This window comes from Cupriavidus respiraculi (assembly GCF_914271545.1).
Taxonomy (GTDB): Bacteria; Pseudomonadota; Gammaproteobacteria; order Burkholderiales; family Burkholderiaceae; genus Cupriavidus; species Cupriavidus respiraculi.
In genome coordinates, this window is record NZ_CAJZAH010000002.1 from 1,393,383 (window position 1) to 1,409,489 (window position 16,107).

Annotated in this window: 10 protein-coding genes; 1 reads left to right on the forward strand and 9 read right to left on the reverse strand. The window is 67.7% G+C overall.

Features of this window, described 5'->3' with window-relative positions; translation table 11 throughout:
* Window positions 1–70: 70 nt before the first annotated feature.
* The 4 genes from LDO27_RS14245 to LDO27_RS14260 all read right to left on the reverse strand — a co-directional run bounded on the left by LDO27_RS14245 (window position 71) and on the right by LDO27_RS14260 (window position 5,081).
* Window positions 71–1,147, reverse strand: coding sequence for a branched-chain amino acid ABC transporter permease (locus LDO27_RS14245; RefSeq protein ID WP_222202497.1), 1,077 nt, complete (start codon window positions 1,145–1,147; stop codon window positions 71–73).
* A 33-nt stretch (window positions 1,148–1,180) separates the two neighbouring features.
* Window positions 1,181–2,095 carry a branched-chain amino acid ABC transporter permease gene (locus LDO27_RS14250; RefSeq protein WP_222202499.1) on the reverse strand — a complete coding sequence of 305 codons (915 nt, stop codon included), beginning with the start codon at window positions 2,093–2,095 and terminating at the stop codon, window positions 1,181–1,183.
* Window positions 2,096–2,171: 76 nt separating this feature from the next.
* Window positions 2,172–3,098, reverse strand: a complete 927-nt coding sequence (locus LDO27_RS14255) for an ABC transporter ATP-binding protein (RefSeq protein ID WP_377747196.1) — start codon at window positions 3,096–3,098, stop codon at window positions 2,172–2,174.
* 15 nt (window positions 3,099–3,113) lie between these two features.
* Complete coding sequence (locus LDO27_RS14260) at window positions 3,114–5,081, reverse strand: AMP-dependent synthetase/ligase (RefSeq protein WP_224042333.1); 1,968 nt, start codon at window positions 5,079–5,081, stop codon at window positions 3,114–3,116.
* Window positions 5,082–5,326: 245 nt separating this feature from the next.
* Here LDO27_RS14260 and LDO27_RS14265 point away from each other — a divergent pair, with 245 nt between their 5' ends.
* Window positions 5,327–5,995 carry a Crp/Fnr family transcriptional regulator gene (locus LDO27_RS14265; protein ID WP_222202503.1) on the forward strand — a complete coding sequence of 223 codons (669 nt, stop codon included), beginning with the start codon at window positions 5,327–5,329 and terminating at the stop codon, window positions 5,993–5,995.
* A 61-nt stretch (window positions 5,996–6,056) separates the two neighbouring features.
* Here the strand turns inward: LDO27_RS14265 and LDO27_RS14270 are convergent, their stop codons facing one another.
* From LDO27_RS14270 to icmF, 5 genes are all read right to left on the reverse strand, one after another.
* Entirely contained in the window at window positions 6,057–7,796 is a 1,740-nt protein-coding gene (locus tag LDO27_RS14270; RefSeq protein WP_224042334.1) for a leucine-rich repeat domain-containing protein, read from the reverse strand.
* Between the two features lie 91 nt (window positions 7,797–7,887).
* Window positions 7,888–10,869: a hypothetical protein gene (locus LDO27_RS14275; RefSeq protein WP_224042337.1), complete on the reverse strand. Its 2,982-nt coding sequence runs from the start codon at window positions 10,867–10,869 to the stop codon at window positions 7,888–7,890.
* 184 nt (window positions 10,870–11,053) lie between these two features.
* On the reverse strand, window positions 11,054–11,908 hold the full coding sequence (locus LDO27_RS14280) for a 3-hydroxybutyryl-CoA dehydrogenase (RefSeq protein WP_224042338.1): 855 nt from the start codon (window positions 11,906–11,908) through the stop codon (window positions 11,054–11,056).
* A 64-nt stretch (window positions 11,909–11,972) separates the two neighbouring features.
* A complete protein-coding gene (locus LDO27_RS14285) occupies window positions 11,973–12,398 on the reverse strand; it encodes an HIT family protein (protein ID WP_224042339.1) in 426 nt (141 codons plus the stop codon).
* A 245-nt stretch (window positions 12,399–12,643) separates the two neighbouring features.
* Entirely contained in the window at window positions 12,644–15,979 is a 3,336-nt protein-coding gene (gene icmF, locus LDO27_RS14290) for a fused isobutyryl-CoA mutase/GTPase IcmF (protein ID WP_224042341.1), read from the reverse strand.
* Between the last annotated feature and the right edge of the window lie 128 nt (window positions 15,980–16,107).

Genomic DNA, 16,107 nt, shown 5'->3' on the forward strand with positions numbered 1-16,107 from the left:
TCACAGGCGTTTGTTATGGGTTACCCGTTTGCTCGGTCCCGCTGTACCGGCCGGCCACGCCCGCATCTCATTAATGCGGGAACGGCCACAGCCGCAACTTCTCCTTGGCGATCTGCCACAGCCGCGCGAGGCCATGCGGCTCGACAATGAGGAAGAAGATGATCAGGCCGCCGAATACCATCATCTGGATGTGGGACACGGTGGCATTGGTGAACGGCAGGTGCAGCAGCGCGGCCAGCGGCGGCAGCACGTTGTCCAGGAAGATCGGCAGCAACAGGATGAACGCGGCGCCGAGGAACGATCCGAGGATGCTGCCCACGCCGCCGATGATGATCATGAACAGCACGCGGAACGACAGGTCCAGCGAGAAGCCGTCCGGCTCCACCGAGCCGAGGTAGCAGAAGGCGTACAGCGCGCCGGCGACGCCGCAGTAGAACGAGCTGACGGCGAAGGCCAGCAGCTTGGTGCGCATCAGCGGGATGCCGATCACCTCGGCCGCCACGTCCATGTCGCGCACCGACATCCAGGCGCGGCCGGTGGCCGAGCGCACCAGGTTCTTGGCGATCACCGCCATCACGGCGACGATGGCGAGCACGAACAGGTACTTGCGCACCGGCGTATCGATCGGCATGCCGAACAGGTCCAGCCGCTGCGCGGTGATCACGCCCGACGAGCTGTTGTTGGAGAACCAGGGAAATTTGGTCAGCGCCCAGACCACGAAGAACTGCGCCGCCAGCGTCGCCACCGCCAGGTAGAAGCCCTTGATGCGCAGCGACGGCAACCCGAAGGCGACGCCCACCAGCGCCGCGGACAGGCCGGCCAGGATAAACGTCAGCAGCACCGGCAGGCCGTCGATGCGCAACTGGAAGTTGTAGGCCGCGTAGGCCCCCACCGCCATGAACGCCGCGGTGCCCAGCGACAGCTGCCCCGCGTAGCCGGTGAGGATATTGAGGCCGAGCGCGGCCAGCGAGAAGATCAGGAACGGCACCAGGATGGCCGAGAACCAGTACTCCGAGGCGACCAGCGGCACGCCGACGAAGGCCACCGCCAGCAGCACGGCAAAGCCGATGCGGTCCTGGCGGATCGGAAAGATCTGGCTGTCGGACTCGTAGCTGGTCTTGAACTGCCCGGCTTCACGGTAAAGCATGGGGAAATCTCCAGTGGCGAAGGCGAGCTTCGGTCAGACCCGGTCGATATGCTTCTCGCCGAACAGCCCCTCGGGCCGCACCAGGAGAAACAGCAGCGCGAACACATACGGGAACCAGCCCTCGATGCCGCCGAAGTTGCCGCCGAACATCGACTGGAACACCGGCGGGATATAGATCTCGGCGAGCTTCTCGGAGGCGCCGATGATCAGCCCGCCGACGATGGCGCCCGGCACCGAGGTAAAGCCGCCCAGGATCAGTACCGGCAGCGCCTTGAGCGCCGTCAGCGTCAGCGCGAACTGCACGCCATTGCGCGAGCCCCACAGCATGCCGGCCACCAGCGCGACGAAGCCCGCCACGCCCCACACGATGGCCCAGATGTTCTGCAGCGGAATGCCCAGCGACAGCGCCGCCTGGTGGTCGTCGGCCACCGCGCGCAGCGCGCGGCCGACCTTGGTGTACTGGAAGAACAGCGCCAGCGTGGCGACAAGCAGTCCGGCGATGGCCGCGGCGGCGAGATCGAATTTGGACAGCACGATATTGAAGCGCGTGAGGATCGGCTCGATCGGCTCGTCGACGATGCCCACCTGGATCGGGCGCACCTCGTTGCCGAACAGCAGCGGCCCCAGGCCTTCCAGGAAGAACGACAGGCCGATGGTCGCCATGAACAGCGTGATCGGCGGCTGGTTGACCAACTTGCGCAGCACGAAGCGCTCGGTGCCCATGCCCACCAGGATCATGACGAGGAAGGCTCCGATCACCGCCGCCCACATCGGCAGGCCCTTGTCCATCAGACCCACCACGGCGAGCGCGGCGAAGTACACCATCGCCCCCTGCGCGAAATTGAACACGCCGGACGCCTTGTAGATCAGCACGAAGCCCAGCGCCACCAGCGAATACATCAGGCCGGACAGCAGGCCGCCGATCAGGATTTCGAAGAAGAAGGTCATGGTGCAATGATGTCGTGCGGTTCAGGGACGGCGTGCGGCATTCGATGCGGCGCCCGGTGCGGCGTCAGTACCGCATTCAGTGCGACGCGCCCAGATAGGCGCGGATCACGTCGGGATTGGCCTTGACCTCTTCCGGCGTGCCATCGCCGATCTTCTTGCCGTAGTCGAGCACGACCACGCGGTCGGAGATATCCATCACCACGCCCATGTCGTGTTCGATCAGCACGATGGTGGTGCCGAATTCGCGGTTCACGTCCAGCACGAAGCGGCACATGTCCTGCTTTTCCTCGACGTTCATGCCCGCCATCGGCTCGTCCAGCAGCAGCATCGACGGCTCGGCCGCGAGCGCGCGCGCCAGTTCCACGCGCTTTTGCAGGCCATAGGGCAGGCGCCCCACCGGCGTCTTGCGGATTGACTGGATCTCCAGGAAGTCGATGACCTCCTCGACCTTGCGCCGATGCGCGACCTCCTCGCGGCGGGCCGGGCCCCACCACAGCGCGTTGAGCAGGAAGCTGGAGCGGAACTGCGTATTGCGTCCCGTCATGATGTTGTCCAGCACGGTCATGCCCTTGAACAGCGCGATATTCTGGAACGTGCGCGCGATGCCCTGGCGCGCCGCGGCGGTCGGGTTCATGCGGCGCCGTTCCTCCCCGCGGAACACGATGCGGCCCTGCTGCGGGTGGTAGACGCCGTTGATCACGTTCAGCATCGAACTCTTTCCCGCGCCGTTGGGGCCGATGATCGCGCGCACCTCGTGCTCGCGCACATCGAACGAGATGTCGCTCAGGGCCTTGACGCCGCCGAACGCCAGCGAGATGTGCTGCAGGTCCAGGATCACCTTGCCGTGCTGGCGCGCCGGCATGCGCGGGACATCGTCGCCGTGCCTGTCCGCGACCCCGCCGCCTGCCGCCACGGCCACGCCCTCGCCCTCTCCGTGCGAGGCGCTCCACTCCGGTTGGCCTTCGGCGCGCCGGTCCACTGCCTGCCATGCCATCTGCGTCATCCTTCTGCCCCCGGCCTATGCCGCGCGCGCCGTCGACGGGCCCGGCGGAAAGCGTTTCGCGTCCACGAGCCTGAGCGTCGCCGACACACTGCCCTCGCGCCCGTCCTCGAACTTCACGCGTGTCTCGATGAACTGCTCGGACTTGCCCGCGTACAGCGCCTCCACCAGCACGCCGAACTTCTCCGCGATGAAGCCGCGGCGCACCTTGCGCGTGCGCGTCAGTTCGTCGTCGTCCGGGTCCAGTTCCTTGTGCAGGATCAGGAAGCGCGCGATCTGCGAGCCGGCCAGCATCGGGTCCGCCGCCAGGTCGGCATTCACCTGCTCCACGCACTCGGCGATCAAGCCGATCACCTCCTCGCGCCCGGCCAGGTCGATATAGCCGGCATACGGCAGATGCCGGCGCTCGGCCCAGTTGCCGACCGCGTCGAAGTCGATGTTGATAAAGGCGCAGACGCGGTCGCGGCCATTGCCGAAGGCCACCGCCTCCTTGATGTAGGGGAAGAACTTGAGCTTGTTCTCGATGTACTTGGGCGCGAATACCGAGCCGTCGGCGAGCTTGCCGACGTCCTTGGCGCGATCGATGATCTTCAGGTGACCGTCGGCATCGATCACGCCGGCGTCGCCGGTCATGAAATAGCCGTCGTCGTTGATGGCCTCGCGCGTCGCGTCCGTGCGCTTGTAGTACTCCTTGAGCAGGCCCACGCCGCGCACCAGCACCTCGCCGTTGTCGCCGATGCGGATCTCCATGCCGGGCGCGGCCGGCCCGACGGAATCGAACTTGACCTGGCCGTCCGGCTGCAGGCAGACATAGGCGCAGGTCTCGGTCTGCCCGTAGAACTGCTTCAGGTTGATGCCGATCGAGCGGTAGAAGCGGAACAGGTCGGGGCCGATGGCCTCGCCCGCGGTATAGGCCACGCGGATGCGGCTCATGCCGAGCACGTTGCGCAGCGGACCGTAGACCAGCGCCTCGCCCACCGCGTAGCGCAGGCGATCCGCCAGCGCGACCGGGCGCCTGTCCAGCATGTCGGCGCCGCAGCGGCGCGCCACGCCCATCGCCCAGCCGAACAGCCGGCGCTTGATCCAGCCGGCATCGTCCATGCGGATCATCACCTGCGTCAGCAGCCCCTCGTAGATGCGCGGCGGCGCGAAGTAGTACGTGGGGCCGATCTCGCGCAGGTCCGTCATCACGGTCTCGCGCGACTCGGGGCAGTTGACCGTGAAGCCGGCCACCATGGCCTGCGCATAGGAAAACAGGTTGTCCCCGACCCACGCCATCGGCAGGTAGGACAGCACGTCGTCATCGGCGGTGAGCCCGTCGAAGCCGCAGCCGTTGCGCGCGGCGCCGACCAGCCCGCGGTGCGAATGGCACACGCCCTTGGGCTTGCCGGTGGTGCCGGAGGTATAGAGGATGATCGCGGTGTCGTCGGGCGAGCCCGCCTCCACGGCCTCGTCGAAGAAGCCGGGATGGGCGCGGTCGTACTCGCGGCCCAGTTCCTGCAGGCGCCGATACGACATCAGCGCGGGATGGTCGTAGTCGCGCAGTCCGCGCGGATCTTCGTAGATGATGTGGCGCACGGCGCGGCCGTCCTCGGCCAGTTGCGCCTCGACCTCCAGCAGCTTGTCGACCTGCTCCTGGTCCTCGACGATGGCGAAATCGATCTCCGCATCCTCGAGCACATAGACCATCTCGGTGGCGATGGCGTCCTGGTACAACGGCACCGGGACGCCGCCCAGCGCCTGCGCCGCGGTCATCGCCCAGTACAGGCGCGGCCGGTTGTCGCCGATCACCGCGAGGTTCATGCCGCGGCGAAAGCCCAGCGCGGCGAGTCCGCAGGCCAGCGCGCGGACCTGCGCGGCCGCCTCCCCCCAGCCATAGGTCTGCCAGATGCCAAGGTCCTTCTCGCGATACGCCGGATGCTCCGGCCGCTGCCGGGCATGCGCCAGCAGGCATCGCGGAAAGGTCGTCGCCGACGTTTCCTGCATCGCTGTCTCCTGTCCTCCGGCGAGGGAATCCCCGCTGGTGTCAAGCGACGGCCTCGCTCGTTATACTTGGCCTGCCTCGCGGCGACGTCCGTGGTCGTCGTCTGCCGCAGCGCAACAAGCCCGCCGCGCCTTGTCTTGTCTGGCGCCCGAGGGTCCGTGGTGACCGTAAGATAGCCCATGCCCCACCGCCCGGTTGTCACGTCGATGACAATTCCGGGTTAATCCCTACGGAGTGCTTGCGAGCGATGCTCAACGATTTTGTCGACCGCTGCGTGTGGGCAGCCAACCTCGATGCCGACCAGCGCGAGCGCGTGCGGCAGGCCATGTTCGTGCGCGACTACAGCCCCGGCGACTATGTCTGCCACAAGGGGGAGATGGCCGAGCACTGGCTCGGCGTGCTCGAGGGCATCGTCAAGATCACGACCGTGTCGCCATCGGGCAAGTCGGTCACCTTCACTGGCGTTCCCACGGGGGGATGGTTCGGCGAAGGCGCCGCGCTCAAGCACGAGATCCGCAAGTACGACGTGATGGCGCTGCGGCGCTCGCGCATCGCCTTCCTGCCGCGCGAGACGTTTCAATGGCTGCTCGATACCAGCCTGCCCTTTACGCGCTTTCTGCTGACGCAATTCAACGAACGGCTCGGCCAGTTCATCGCGGCGGTCGAATACGAGCGCCTGCTCGATATCGACTCGCGCGTGGCGCGCGCTGTCTCGTCGCTGTTCAACGAACATCTGTATCCGGGACTGGGCACCACGCTCGAAATCTCGCAGGAGGAAATCGGCCTGCTGGCGGGCATCTCCCGCCAGCGGGCCAACCAGGCGCTCAAGGTGCTGGAACAGCAGGGCCTGGTGCGGGTGGACTACGGGGTGATCGAGGTGCTGGACCTGGAGGGGTTGCGGCAGTATGGCGAGTGAAGCTCGGCGGCCGCTACGCCTTGCGCCACGCTGACGCTGGCGCGCGGCGTAGCGTGGCGGTTCAGGCGACAGCGGCGTCGGCCGGGATTGGCGCCGGCAGAGCGGCCGCGGCCGGCAGGGTGTCCCCTTGCCGGCACCATTGGGCAAAGCCGTGCTCGCCGCCGGTCCGATAGGCGCGATATGCCTGCCGGCATAGCTGGCCGAATTCGGCGCTGGACGCCGGCCGGCTCGCCCGCACCAACGCCTGCCATGGCGCCCACTCCGCCATGAAGGCATCGAGCCGTGCATGGTCGTTCGCCGCTTCCCAGCGCAGCACCGTGTCGCGCACCGCCGGGAAATCCTCTTCCATGACGGTCCACTCGTAATGCGGCATGTCGGGCCCGATGGGCCGCACCTCGATCGGCAGCGCCAGGTCGCGTGCCAGTCGCATGCGAAAGGCCACGACGATATCGGCGGGAGGCGGGCCGGCGCGGCGCATGGCGGCGAGCGCCTCCGACACCAGCTGCAACCGCAGCACGCCCCGCCCGAGCGACGCCAGGCGCTCCACCGGTGCGGCGGTCCGCACCAGCAGCGACTGCACGACGGCGAGCTCGACGTCGTCCAGCGCGTTCAGCAGGGCCTGTGGCCCTGCCCCTAGCCCGGCGCGCACCAGCGGAAGGCTGGCACGATACAGACCTTCATCGGCGGCGAGGTGGCGCTCCAGCAAGTCGATGCGGTAGTCCATCACACGCGCCGGTCGCTGGTTGTACCTTGTCCGCGCATCGGTGTCCTGCTGGTCGACGAAACGGGCGCGCACGGCCCGGAACAGCGCACGGCCCTCGGGTGCGAGCTCGCCGGACCACTGCGCGCCCGCCGTCGGCGGACTCGCTGGCACGAACGCACCATCGTGGACGAATACCGCCAGCCGGCCGTCCTGGCGCGCCGCCGCCGCCGAGATCGCCGTGGGGACTGCACCGGCGTTCCAGCCATCCAAGGCCTCATGGTGGATGGGCGCATTCGGGAACAGTCCAACGGCCTGCGCCAGATCCGAACGCGCGCCGTCGGAGAGCGGGTTGCCTCGCGCAAAGAGCTCGAATCCCTGGGAACGCCATCCGCAGTGCTTGCCCAGTTCCGTCAGGCCGTTGCCCTCCACCCAGACGAATGCCAGTCTGGGCAAGCCCTCGATGACGGCGGGCCATGCGGTCAGGCGATTGCCGCTCAGGTTCAGCACCTGCAGGGCATGCAGACGGCCGATCCATGCCGGCACCGAAGCCAGCTTGTTGCGATCCAGTTCGAGTACGCGCAGCTGGCCCATGGCTCCGATGCCGTCCGGCACGGATTCGAGGGCATTGCCGCCCAGGCGCAGCGACTGCAGATGGGTCAGCCACGCCAGCCCCGGGGGCAAGACCGCGAGGCCAAGATCGCGCAAATCCAGCTCCGGCTGCCGGTCGCGGTAGCAGGCGAGCATGCGCGCCACCGCCGTGGTGGCGGCCGGCCCGGGGTGTTCGGCAAGCCAGGCGTTCATGGTGCCGGCCAGGCATTGCAGACGGAGCTCCGGACTGGCGCACACGTGCGCCGTCAACCGGTCCGCATACGCGGACAGCGAGCCCTCCGCCAGCCGGTGCGTAATGAATTCAAGGCAGGCGGAACCCGCGCGCCCCTCCCGCGCGACACGCGGGCCGCCGTCCGTATAGTGGATCCGGTACAGATTGCCCTTGACCCGGAACGAGCCCGCGGCGCAGAGCCGCCGCGCGCCCTCCACCGTGGCCATTGCGCTGGCAACCTGCTTCAAAGACTGGAACGATAGTTCGCCGATCGTCATGCCATGCTCCTGGAAATACAGACTGCGGGAAGGCCCCGCGAAGCCGTCTCGCATCAGCGGGAGAGCCGCGCGGGGATAGTCTCGGTCCGAGTCATTCGGGCCGCCGTCTGCCGCCGAGTGCGGCGGGCATGCTGTGCGTGCGCCGTATGACGTCACGCGATAGATTCTCGATTCCCTTGCCGCGGTAGATGCCGTGCACCTCCTTCAGCTGCTCCAGCGGTTGCCCGCCGGATGCGGGCGCCACCGGCGGCTGCGCCGCCTGCGGCGCAGACGCAGCCGCGCCCTCGTCGGCCGCCCCGGGCGCCGGGTCGTCCAGACCATTGAGCAGCCTGGCCAGATGGTGCGTGACACCCGCCTCTTCGCTGTCGAATTCGACCGGTCCGGGCGCGTTGACATTGCGCACCGCTTCGGCCTGCACGGCGTTGGCATCCGGCGCCGGATTGGCGCGGGGACCGCCGTTGGCGGCGCCCGCAAGCGACCAGGCAAAATCGATTTCGCCCTTGGTCCAGCGGTTGAATTCGCCAAGCGTCGCGCGACCTATCACCGTCAGGTCCAGGCGTTCGCGCAGCGCCCGATCGCGCCTGTCGAGCACCGCTTCGACCTCGCTCACGTTGGCGAGAATGGCCTGCGCCGCGCCGCGGGCATGCGTGTAAGCCTTCCTTTCGCTGGCGTCCGCGCCGGGCACTTCGCCGTCGAGCGGAGGCCGTACCCCCATCGCTTCGCCAATGGCCTGCATGAAAAGCGTCGCCGTCTGGACCGGCACACCTTCGTCCCTGCACCAGCCTTCGATGCCGCTGATCAGAATCCCGACCCTCTTCTGTGCCGCGCCGCGCTGCGCACGCGCATCCGCCCCGGCCGCAACAGCGGTCTGCATGGCCTTGAGGCGACCATTCTCGAGCGAAGCGCCTCCCGCCTCGACGAGGCGTTCCCACGCCTCGATGCGGGGCCGCATGGCGTTGTCGAAGTCCGCGGCGCGCCGGGCCTGATGATGAGCCTCGGCAAGCCCGATCAGCTTGCGCCCGAACTCGATCGTCTGCGCCCTGGTCAGCGGAAGCTCGGACAGATGCGTCATCGCTTCCCTGCGATCCAGGAAGGCAGGGCGTCGCAGACCTTCGCCGAACGCCCCGTGCAGCGCGTAGGCAAATCCGTCGGCTTGTTGCTGCCCCGCCTCGCTCGCCAGCGCCGCGAAGGCCGCCAGGCCGGCCTTGTGCGCCATCGAGCGAGCTTCGCGCATCCTGGGCGCTGCGACCACCGGGGGCAGCGGCTGGCCATTCAGGCCGGCAGAGAAGGCCGCCTGCAATTCGTCTCGGTGGGACACGGTCAATGGCGCGTCGCCGCCGAGGAAGGCGTCGCAGGCGGCAGCCGCGTCGAATGCATGATGGATGGCCTCGCGCAGCGGCGGTGGGAACGCGTTTTCGCCCGAACCGCAAAGCGCATCGACGCGCGCCAGCCGGCTGTCGGCCGCCAATTGCGCATGCAGTTGCTCGCGTCCCTTGATGCGCATCGCCGCGGCGTGCTTGTCCACTTCCTGCCGCACGTCGGCAACCACCTCGTGCATGCGATTGTCGTGCACGGTCTGGAAGAGATCCCGTGACAGGCTGTCCAGCCCCGTGTATTTGCGTGACGCGGCCACCGCGGCCATATCGGAGCTGCCCTGCAACCTCGCCCCCCCGGGATGGAAACGCAGGCACGGCGGAAACTTGTTGACCCACAACTTGCACAGCCGACGCGGAGCGAAGGATTGCTGGGTGCCGACCACCGCGCTGTTCGACGGCGGCACATCCGCCTCCTTCAGGCGCGACGGCGGCGTTCCCCGCAACGTGCGCCACAGGCGCTCCCCGAAACCGAGCTTGACGAAGAAGCGCGCGACATCGGTTCCCGGTGGCGACGGTTCGTTCGGGCGGATCAGGACCTGGCGCTTGCCAACGGCACCGTCCAGCCTCAGCGCCGTATCGTTGCCGAACTCCCGATGCCGCTTTCGGATGATCTTGGCATCCGCGTCGGATACGCCGAACTCGTTGCGCACGCTGGCACAGAAGGCAGCGCGTTCGTGCTTGTGCAGGCGCGTCGACAGGCATTGGTGTATGCCGGCAAGCGCGCGGTTGGTATAGGTATCGAGCACGCTCCTTTCTTCCACCTGGGCCGCTTCCCTTGGCAAGGCGAACCGGGACATCGCCGCCTCGGCGGCCCGCAGCACGTCGGCCCTGCACGCTCGCATCGCCATGTCGGCCGCGAGCCGGGTCTCGGGTACCTGCCCTTCGCCGTCGGCGCGCCATGGCAAGAAGGGTACCGACTCCGCCCGGCCTTCGGCGGGCAACAGCCCGTCGGTGACGGCCGCCATTTCGGCGGTGGCCTCCTCCACCACCGAGGCGGCCATGAATACCGCCATCATGTCGCGCGCGTTGGCGAACCGGCCGAACCGATCGGCGTAGTGGCCATTCAGTACCCGCTCCATCCGTGCGAGATCGCGTTCGGCGCGCTGCCGTTCCTCTGCTTCGCCGCCGTCGTACTTTCTGAATTGCAGCCTCTGTCTATGCTTGCCGATCGTGAATACGGCGGTCAGCACGCCGTCCGCCATGCTGACGCTGCCCGGCACAAGGCCATCCTGCCGAAGACAGCCGTTGCGCTCGGGGCTGTCCAGCCAGGGCAGCACTTCGCGGGCATCGAGCCGGACAGGAGGGTTGACCAGCGCCTGGGCCAGGTCGGCGTTCCACTGGCCCCTCACGATATCGGGCAGCGCCGCGCGCAGGCGGTCGGCGATCTGGTTGGCCATGCCCGCCACATTCGCCAGCGAGGCCTTGATGCGGCCGACGTCCGTGCAGCCCAGGTTCTCCAGCGCCGAGCGCAGCAGCACCGTTGGCCGCCATTCGCCCTGCGTGGGCACGCGCGTCATGGACAGCTTCATGACGCCCCCGACATCGCCATAGGCGATCACGTGATCGCTGCCATCGGTGAGTTTCAGGCGGCCGTCGTGGCGCCCGATCAGGTGCTGGAGCTCTTCGGTTCGGTTGGTTTCCAGGGCCAGCAGAAATTCCTGCGGGCGGATTCGGGTGGCATAGTCGAGTGGTGGCATGGGATTCACGGCAATGGATGACCGCGCAATCTATCCAGCCGTTTCGCCGCTGGCTTTCACAAATTCTCTCCAATGCACGGGCAACGCCGATCGTGCCCTCACGCATTGGCGGCACGCAAAAAGAAACCGGCACCGCAATACGGTGCCGGCTGCATTTGTTGCCGCGAATAATGCCCGCGATTCTCTACTTGCTATAAACGTACACGCCCCGCCCCGTCTTCCGGCCCAGATACCCGGCGGCCACCATTTCGCGCATCAGCATGGCCGGACGGTATTTCGGATCGCCGAATTCGCCGTACAGCACTTCCATCACCGCCAGCATGGTGTCCAGCCCGATCATGTCGGCCAGCGCGAGCGGTCCGATCGGATGGTTGCAGCCCAGCTTCATGCCCTCGTCGATCTCCTCCGGCGAGGCCAGCCCTTCGCCCAGCACGCAGAACGCCTCGTTGATCATCGGGCACAGGATGCGGTTCACCACGAAGCCCGGGCTGTTCTTGACGGTGATCGGGTACTTGCCCAGTTCGCGGGACAGGGTTTCCACCAGCCCGTGCGTTTCGTCGCTCGTCTGCAGGCCGCGAATCACTTCGACCAGCGCCATCATCGGCACCGGATTGAAGAAATGCATGCCGATGAAGCGCTCGGGCCGCGTGACCACGGCCGCGAGCTTGGTGATGGAAATCGACGACGTGTTGGAGGCGATGATCACGTCGTCGCCGACAAGGTCGTTCACCTGCTTGAGGATCTTGACCTTGAGCTCGAGATTTTCGGTCGCCGCCTCGATCACGATGTCGGCGCCCTTGAGCGCATCGTAGGACGACGATCCCTGGATCAGGCCCAGCGCCGCCTGCTTCTGCGCCTCGGTCAGCTTGTCCTTCTTGATCAGCCGGTCCAGGCTGCCGGCCACGGTGGCGATGCCTTTCTGCACCGCGGCGTCGCTGATGTCCACCATCACCACATCGAGTCCGACCACCGCGCACGCCTGCGCGATGCCGTTGCCCATGGTGCCCGCGCCGATGATGCCCACTTTCCGGATTGCCATCTTGTCTCTTCCTCCTCATTGCTGGTTGGATGTCGGTTGAATGCCGGGATGCCGTCCCGCCCGTTCAGTCGGGCGCGGCGAGCGCCTCGACGATGCGCTGCGCGTGCCGGGCGAGCGTCTCGGGGTCTGCCATGTCGCTGGCGTGGCCGCGCAGCGACTTGTCGGCATGGCGCGGCACGATATGGAAATGCACGTGCGGCACGGTCTGCCCGGCGGCGGCGCCGTTGAACTGGCCGATGGAGACGCCATCGGGCCGGAACGCCGCGCGCACCGCCCGGGCGACGCGCTGGGTGGTCGCGATCGCGGCCCGCGCGCCGGCTTCGGACAGCTCGAACAGGTCCGCGGCGGGCTCCTTGGTCACCACGAGCACATGGCCGTCCGACTGCGGCATGATGTCCATGAACGCAATCGTATCGGCGTCCTCGTACACCTTGTGGCAGGGCAGCTCGCCGCGCAGGATTCTGGCGAAGATGTTGTTGGGGTCGTACACGGGAATTCCTCGGTGAAAAGGGGCGGCGGCGCTGGCGCGCGGGCGGCCGAACCGCGGCGCGCGAAGCCGGTTGCCCCGGGGCGTCATGCCAGTCGGCGAGTTTAACCCAGGGGCGTTACGCGGCTTCCCGCGCGACCGCGACGAGGTGCGCAAGCGACCGTGGCGCCGGTCCGTCGCTGCGGACGCTGCTCCAGGCCCGCTACGATGCGAGCCTGCGTGTCCGCACCAGCCGGCCAGCCCCGGCGCTACATGTTGCGGCGATACTGCCCGCCGACCTCGAACAGCGCGTGGGTGATCTGCCCCAGCGAGCAAACCCGCACGGCGTCCATCAGCACGGCAAACACGTTCTGGTTGTCGATCACGGCGCGACGCAGCCGCTCCAGCATGGCCGGCGCCTCTTGCGCGTGGCGCGCATGGAAGTCGGCCAGCCTGGCGAGCTGGCTCTGCTTCTCGTCTTCGCTGGAGCGCGCCAGCTCCAGGGTCCTGGGTACCGGGTCGCCGTCCGGATTGCGGAAGGTATTGACGCCGATGATGGGCAGCGAGCCGTCGTGCTTGCGCTGCTCGTAGTACAGCGATTCCTCCTGGATCTTGCCGCGCTGGTAGCCGGTCTCCATCGCGCCCAGCACGCCGCCACGCTCGGCGATGCGTTCGAACTCCTGCAGCACGGCCTCCTCGACCAGGTCCGTCAGTTCCTCGATCAGGAAGCTGCCCTGGTTCGGGTTCTCGCACTTGGCCACGCCCCACTCCCGGTTGATGATCAGCTGGATGGCGAGCGCGCGCCGCACCGATTCGCCGGTGGGCGTGGTGATGGCCTCGTCGTAGGCGTTGGTGTGCAGGGAATTGCAGTTGTCGTAGATCGCGATCAGCGCCTGCAGCGTGGTGCGGATGTCGTTGAAGTCGATCTCCTGCGCATGCAGCGAGCGGCCCGAGGTCTGGATGTGGTACTTCAGCTTCTGGCTGCGTTCGTCCGCACCGTACTTGTCGCGCAGCGTCACCGCCCAGATGCGGCGGGCCACGCGGCCGAGCACGCTGTACTCCGGATCCATGCCGTTGGAGAAGAAGAACGACAGGTTGGGCGCGAAGTCGTCGATGTGCATGCCGCGCGCCAGATACGCCTCGACATAGGTGAAGCCGTTCGCCAGCGTGAAGGCTAGCTGCGAGATCGGATTGGCGCCCGCCTCGGCGATGTGGTAGCCGGAGATCGACACCGAGTAGAAGTTGCGCACGCGGTGGTGCACGAAATATTCCTGGATGTCGCCCATCACCTTGAGCGAGAACTCGGTGGAGAAGATGCAGGTGTTCTGGCCCTGGTCTTCCTTCAGGATGTCCGCCTGCACGGTGCCGCGCACGTTCTGCAGCACCCACGCGCGGACCTTGGCCTCCTCGTCGGCCGTCGGCTCGCGGGCGTTGTCGGCGCGGAACTTGTCCAGCTGCTGGTCGATGGCGGTGTTCATGAACATCGCCAGGATGGTCGGGGCGGGACCATTGATGGTCATCGACACCGAGGTGGCGGGGCTCGTCAGGTCGAAGCCGTCGTACAGCACCTTCATGTCGTCCAGCGTGGCGATCGACACGCCGGAGTTGCCCACCTTGCCGTAGATGTCCGGGCGCAGGTGCGGGTCCTCGCCGTACAGCGTGACCGAGTCGAAGGCGGTGGACAGGCGCTTGGCGTCCATGCCCTCGGACACCAGCTTGAAGCGCCTGTTGGTGCGGAAGGCATCGCCCTCGCCGGCGAACATGCGGGTGGGGTCCTCGTTCTCGCGCTTGAAGGCGAACACGCCGGCCGTGTAGGGAAAACTGCCGGGCACGTTCTCGCGCATCAGCCAGCGCAGCACCTCGCCGTCGTCCTCGAAGCGCGGCAGCACCACCTTGCGCAGCTGCGTGCCGGACAGCGTGGTGAACACCAGGCCGGTGCGGATCTCCCGGTCGCGGATCTTCACCACGTATTCGTCGCCGCCATAGGCCTCGCGCATGCGCGGCCACTGGTCCAGCAGCCGGCGCTCGGCCGCGCCCAGCTGGGCATCGCGCCCGTCCTCCAGTTCCCGCAGCGCCCCGTCGCCGCCGCCCGCGTGCCCCGCTTCGCCCAGCATGCGGCGCGCGGCGCGCAGCTGCTGGCGCTCGCGCGCGATGCGGCACTGCTCGGCGACGCGGCGGTGATAGGCCCGCACCACGTCCGCCAGCTCCGCCAGGTAGCGGCTGCGCGCCGCGGGCACGATGACGTTCTGCCCCGTGCAGATACGCCCCTCCAGGCGCGGCAGCACGCCGGCCTGCAGCTTCAGGCCCCGCCCGGCCAGCGCCGCGCCGATGCCGTGGTACAGCATGGTCACGCCATCGTCGTTGAAGCGCGACGCCTGCGTGCCATAGACCGGCATGTCTTCCGCCGTGGCGTGCCACTGCTCGCGGTTGCGCTGCACCTGCTTGGCGACATCGCGCCATGCGTCGCGCGCGCCCTTGCGGTCGAACTTGTTGATGGCGACGAAATCGGCGAAGTCCAGCATGTCGATCTTCTCGAGCTGGCTGGCCGCGCCGAACTCGGGCGTCATCACGTACAGCGACAGGTCGACGTGCGGCACGATCGCGGCGTCGCCCTGGCCGATGCCGGAGGTCTCGACGATGACCAGGTCGAAGCCCGACGCCTTGCACGCGGCCACCACGTCCGGCAGCGCCTGCGAGATCTCGCTGCCCGCCTCGCGCGTGGCCAGCGAGCGCATGAAGATGTGCGGATGGTTGATGGCGTTCATGCGGATGCGGTCGCCCAGCAGCGCGCCGCCAGACTTGCGCCGCGACGGGTCGATGGAGATGACCGCGATGCGCAGCGCGTCGCGCTGGTCCAGCCGGAAGCGGCGGATCAGCTCGTCGGTCAGCGAAGACTTGCCGGCGCCGCCGGTGCCGGTGATGCCGAGCACCGGCGTGCCCGACGCGCTGGCCACCTCGTGCAGCGCGGCCAGGCGCGCCGCATCGGCCCGGCCGTTCTCCAGCACGGTGATCCACTGCGCCAGCGCGCGGCGATCGCCGGCGCGCAGCACGTCCAGCGTCAGGTCGGCCTGCGCGGCCGGATCGAAATCGCAGCGCCGCACCATGTCGGCGATCATGCCGGCCAGGCCCATGCGCTGCCCGTCCTCCGGGCTGTACACGCGCGTCACGCCATAGTCCTGCAGCTCGCGGATCTCGTCGGGCACGATCACGCCCCCGCCGCCGCCGAACACGCGGATATGGGCACCGCCCTTCTGCCGCAGCAGGTCGATCATGTATTTGAAGTACTCGACGTGGCCGCCCTGGTAGCTGGAGATGGCGATGCCCTGCACGTCCTCCTGCAGCGCGGCTTCCACCACTTCCTCCACGGAGCGGTTGTGCCCCAGGTGGATCACCTCGCAGCCGTGTGACTGGAGAATGCGCCGCATGATGTTGATGGACGCGTCGTGCCCGTCGAACAGCGAGGCCGCGGTGACGAAACGCACCTTGTGGGCCGGGCCGGCGGCGGGTGCGGAGGCTTCGGGGCGGGCGGGGCCGGTGGCCGTGGCGGCCGGGGTAGCCGGGTTCGCCGCGCCGCCGGCGTGATGCACGTCGGATAGATCGGTCATTGTCTCCACCTGGTTGGGGTGTGCATCCTCGGGGATGTTTTTTATTGCCCTGGCCGGCTGGTGCGCGTGCGCAGGGTGCCTGGAACGCCGGACGATTGTATGCCGCGTCGCGCCCACCGGCCAGAAGG

Excerpts from the sequence above, each read along its gene's own strand:
- LDO27_RS14245 (WP_222202497.1), bottom strand. The coding sequence starts at position 1,147 with ATGCTTTACCGTGAAGCCGGGCAGTTCAAGACCAGCTACGAGTCCGAC.
- LDO27_RS14250 (WP_222202499.1), bottom strand. The coding sequence starts at position 2,095 with ATGACCTTCTTCTTCGAAATCCTGATCGGCGGCCTGCTGTCCGGCCTG.
- LDO27_RS14255 (WP_377747196.1), bottom strand. The coding sequence starts at position 3,098 with ATGACGCAGATGGCATGGCAGGCAGTGGACCGGCGCGCCGAAGGCCAA.
- LDO27_RS14260 (WP_224042333.1), bottom strand. The coding sequence starts at position 5,081 with ATGCAGGAAACGTCGGCGACGACCTTTCCGCGATGCCTGCTGGCGCAT.
- LDO27_RS14265 (WP_222202503.1), top strand. The coding sequence starts at position 5,327 with ATGCTCAACGATTTTGTCGACCGCTGCGTGTGGGCAGCCAACCTCGAT.
- LDO27_RS14270 (WP_224042334.1), bottom strand. The coding sequence starts at position 7,796 with ATGACGATCGGCGAACTATCGTTCCAGTCTTTGAAGCAGGTTGCCAGC.
- LDO27_RS14275 (WP_224042337.1), bottom strand. The coding sequence starts at position 10,869 with ATGCCACCACTCGACTATGCCACCCGAATCCGCCCGCAGGAATTTCTG.
- LDO27_RS14280 (WP_224042338.1), bottom strand. The coding sequence starts at position 11,908 with ATGGCAATCCGGAAAGTGGGCATCATCGGCGCGGGCACCATGGGCAAC.
- icmF (WP_224042341.1), bottom strand. The coding sequence starts at position 15,979 with ATGACCGATCTATCCGACGTGCATCACGCCGGCGGCGCGGCGAACCCG.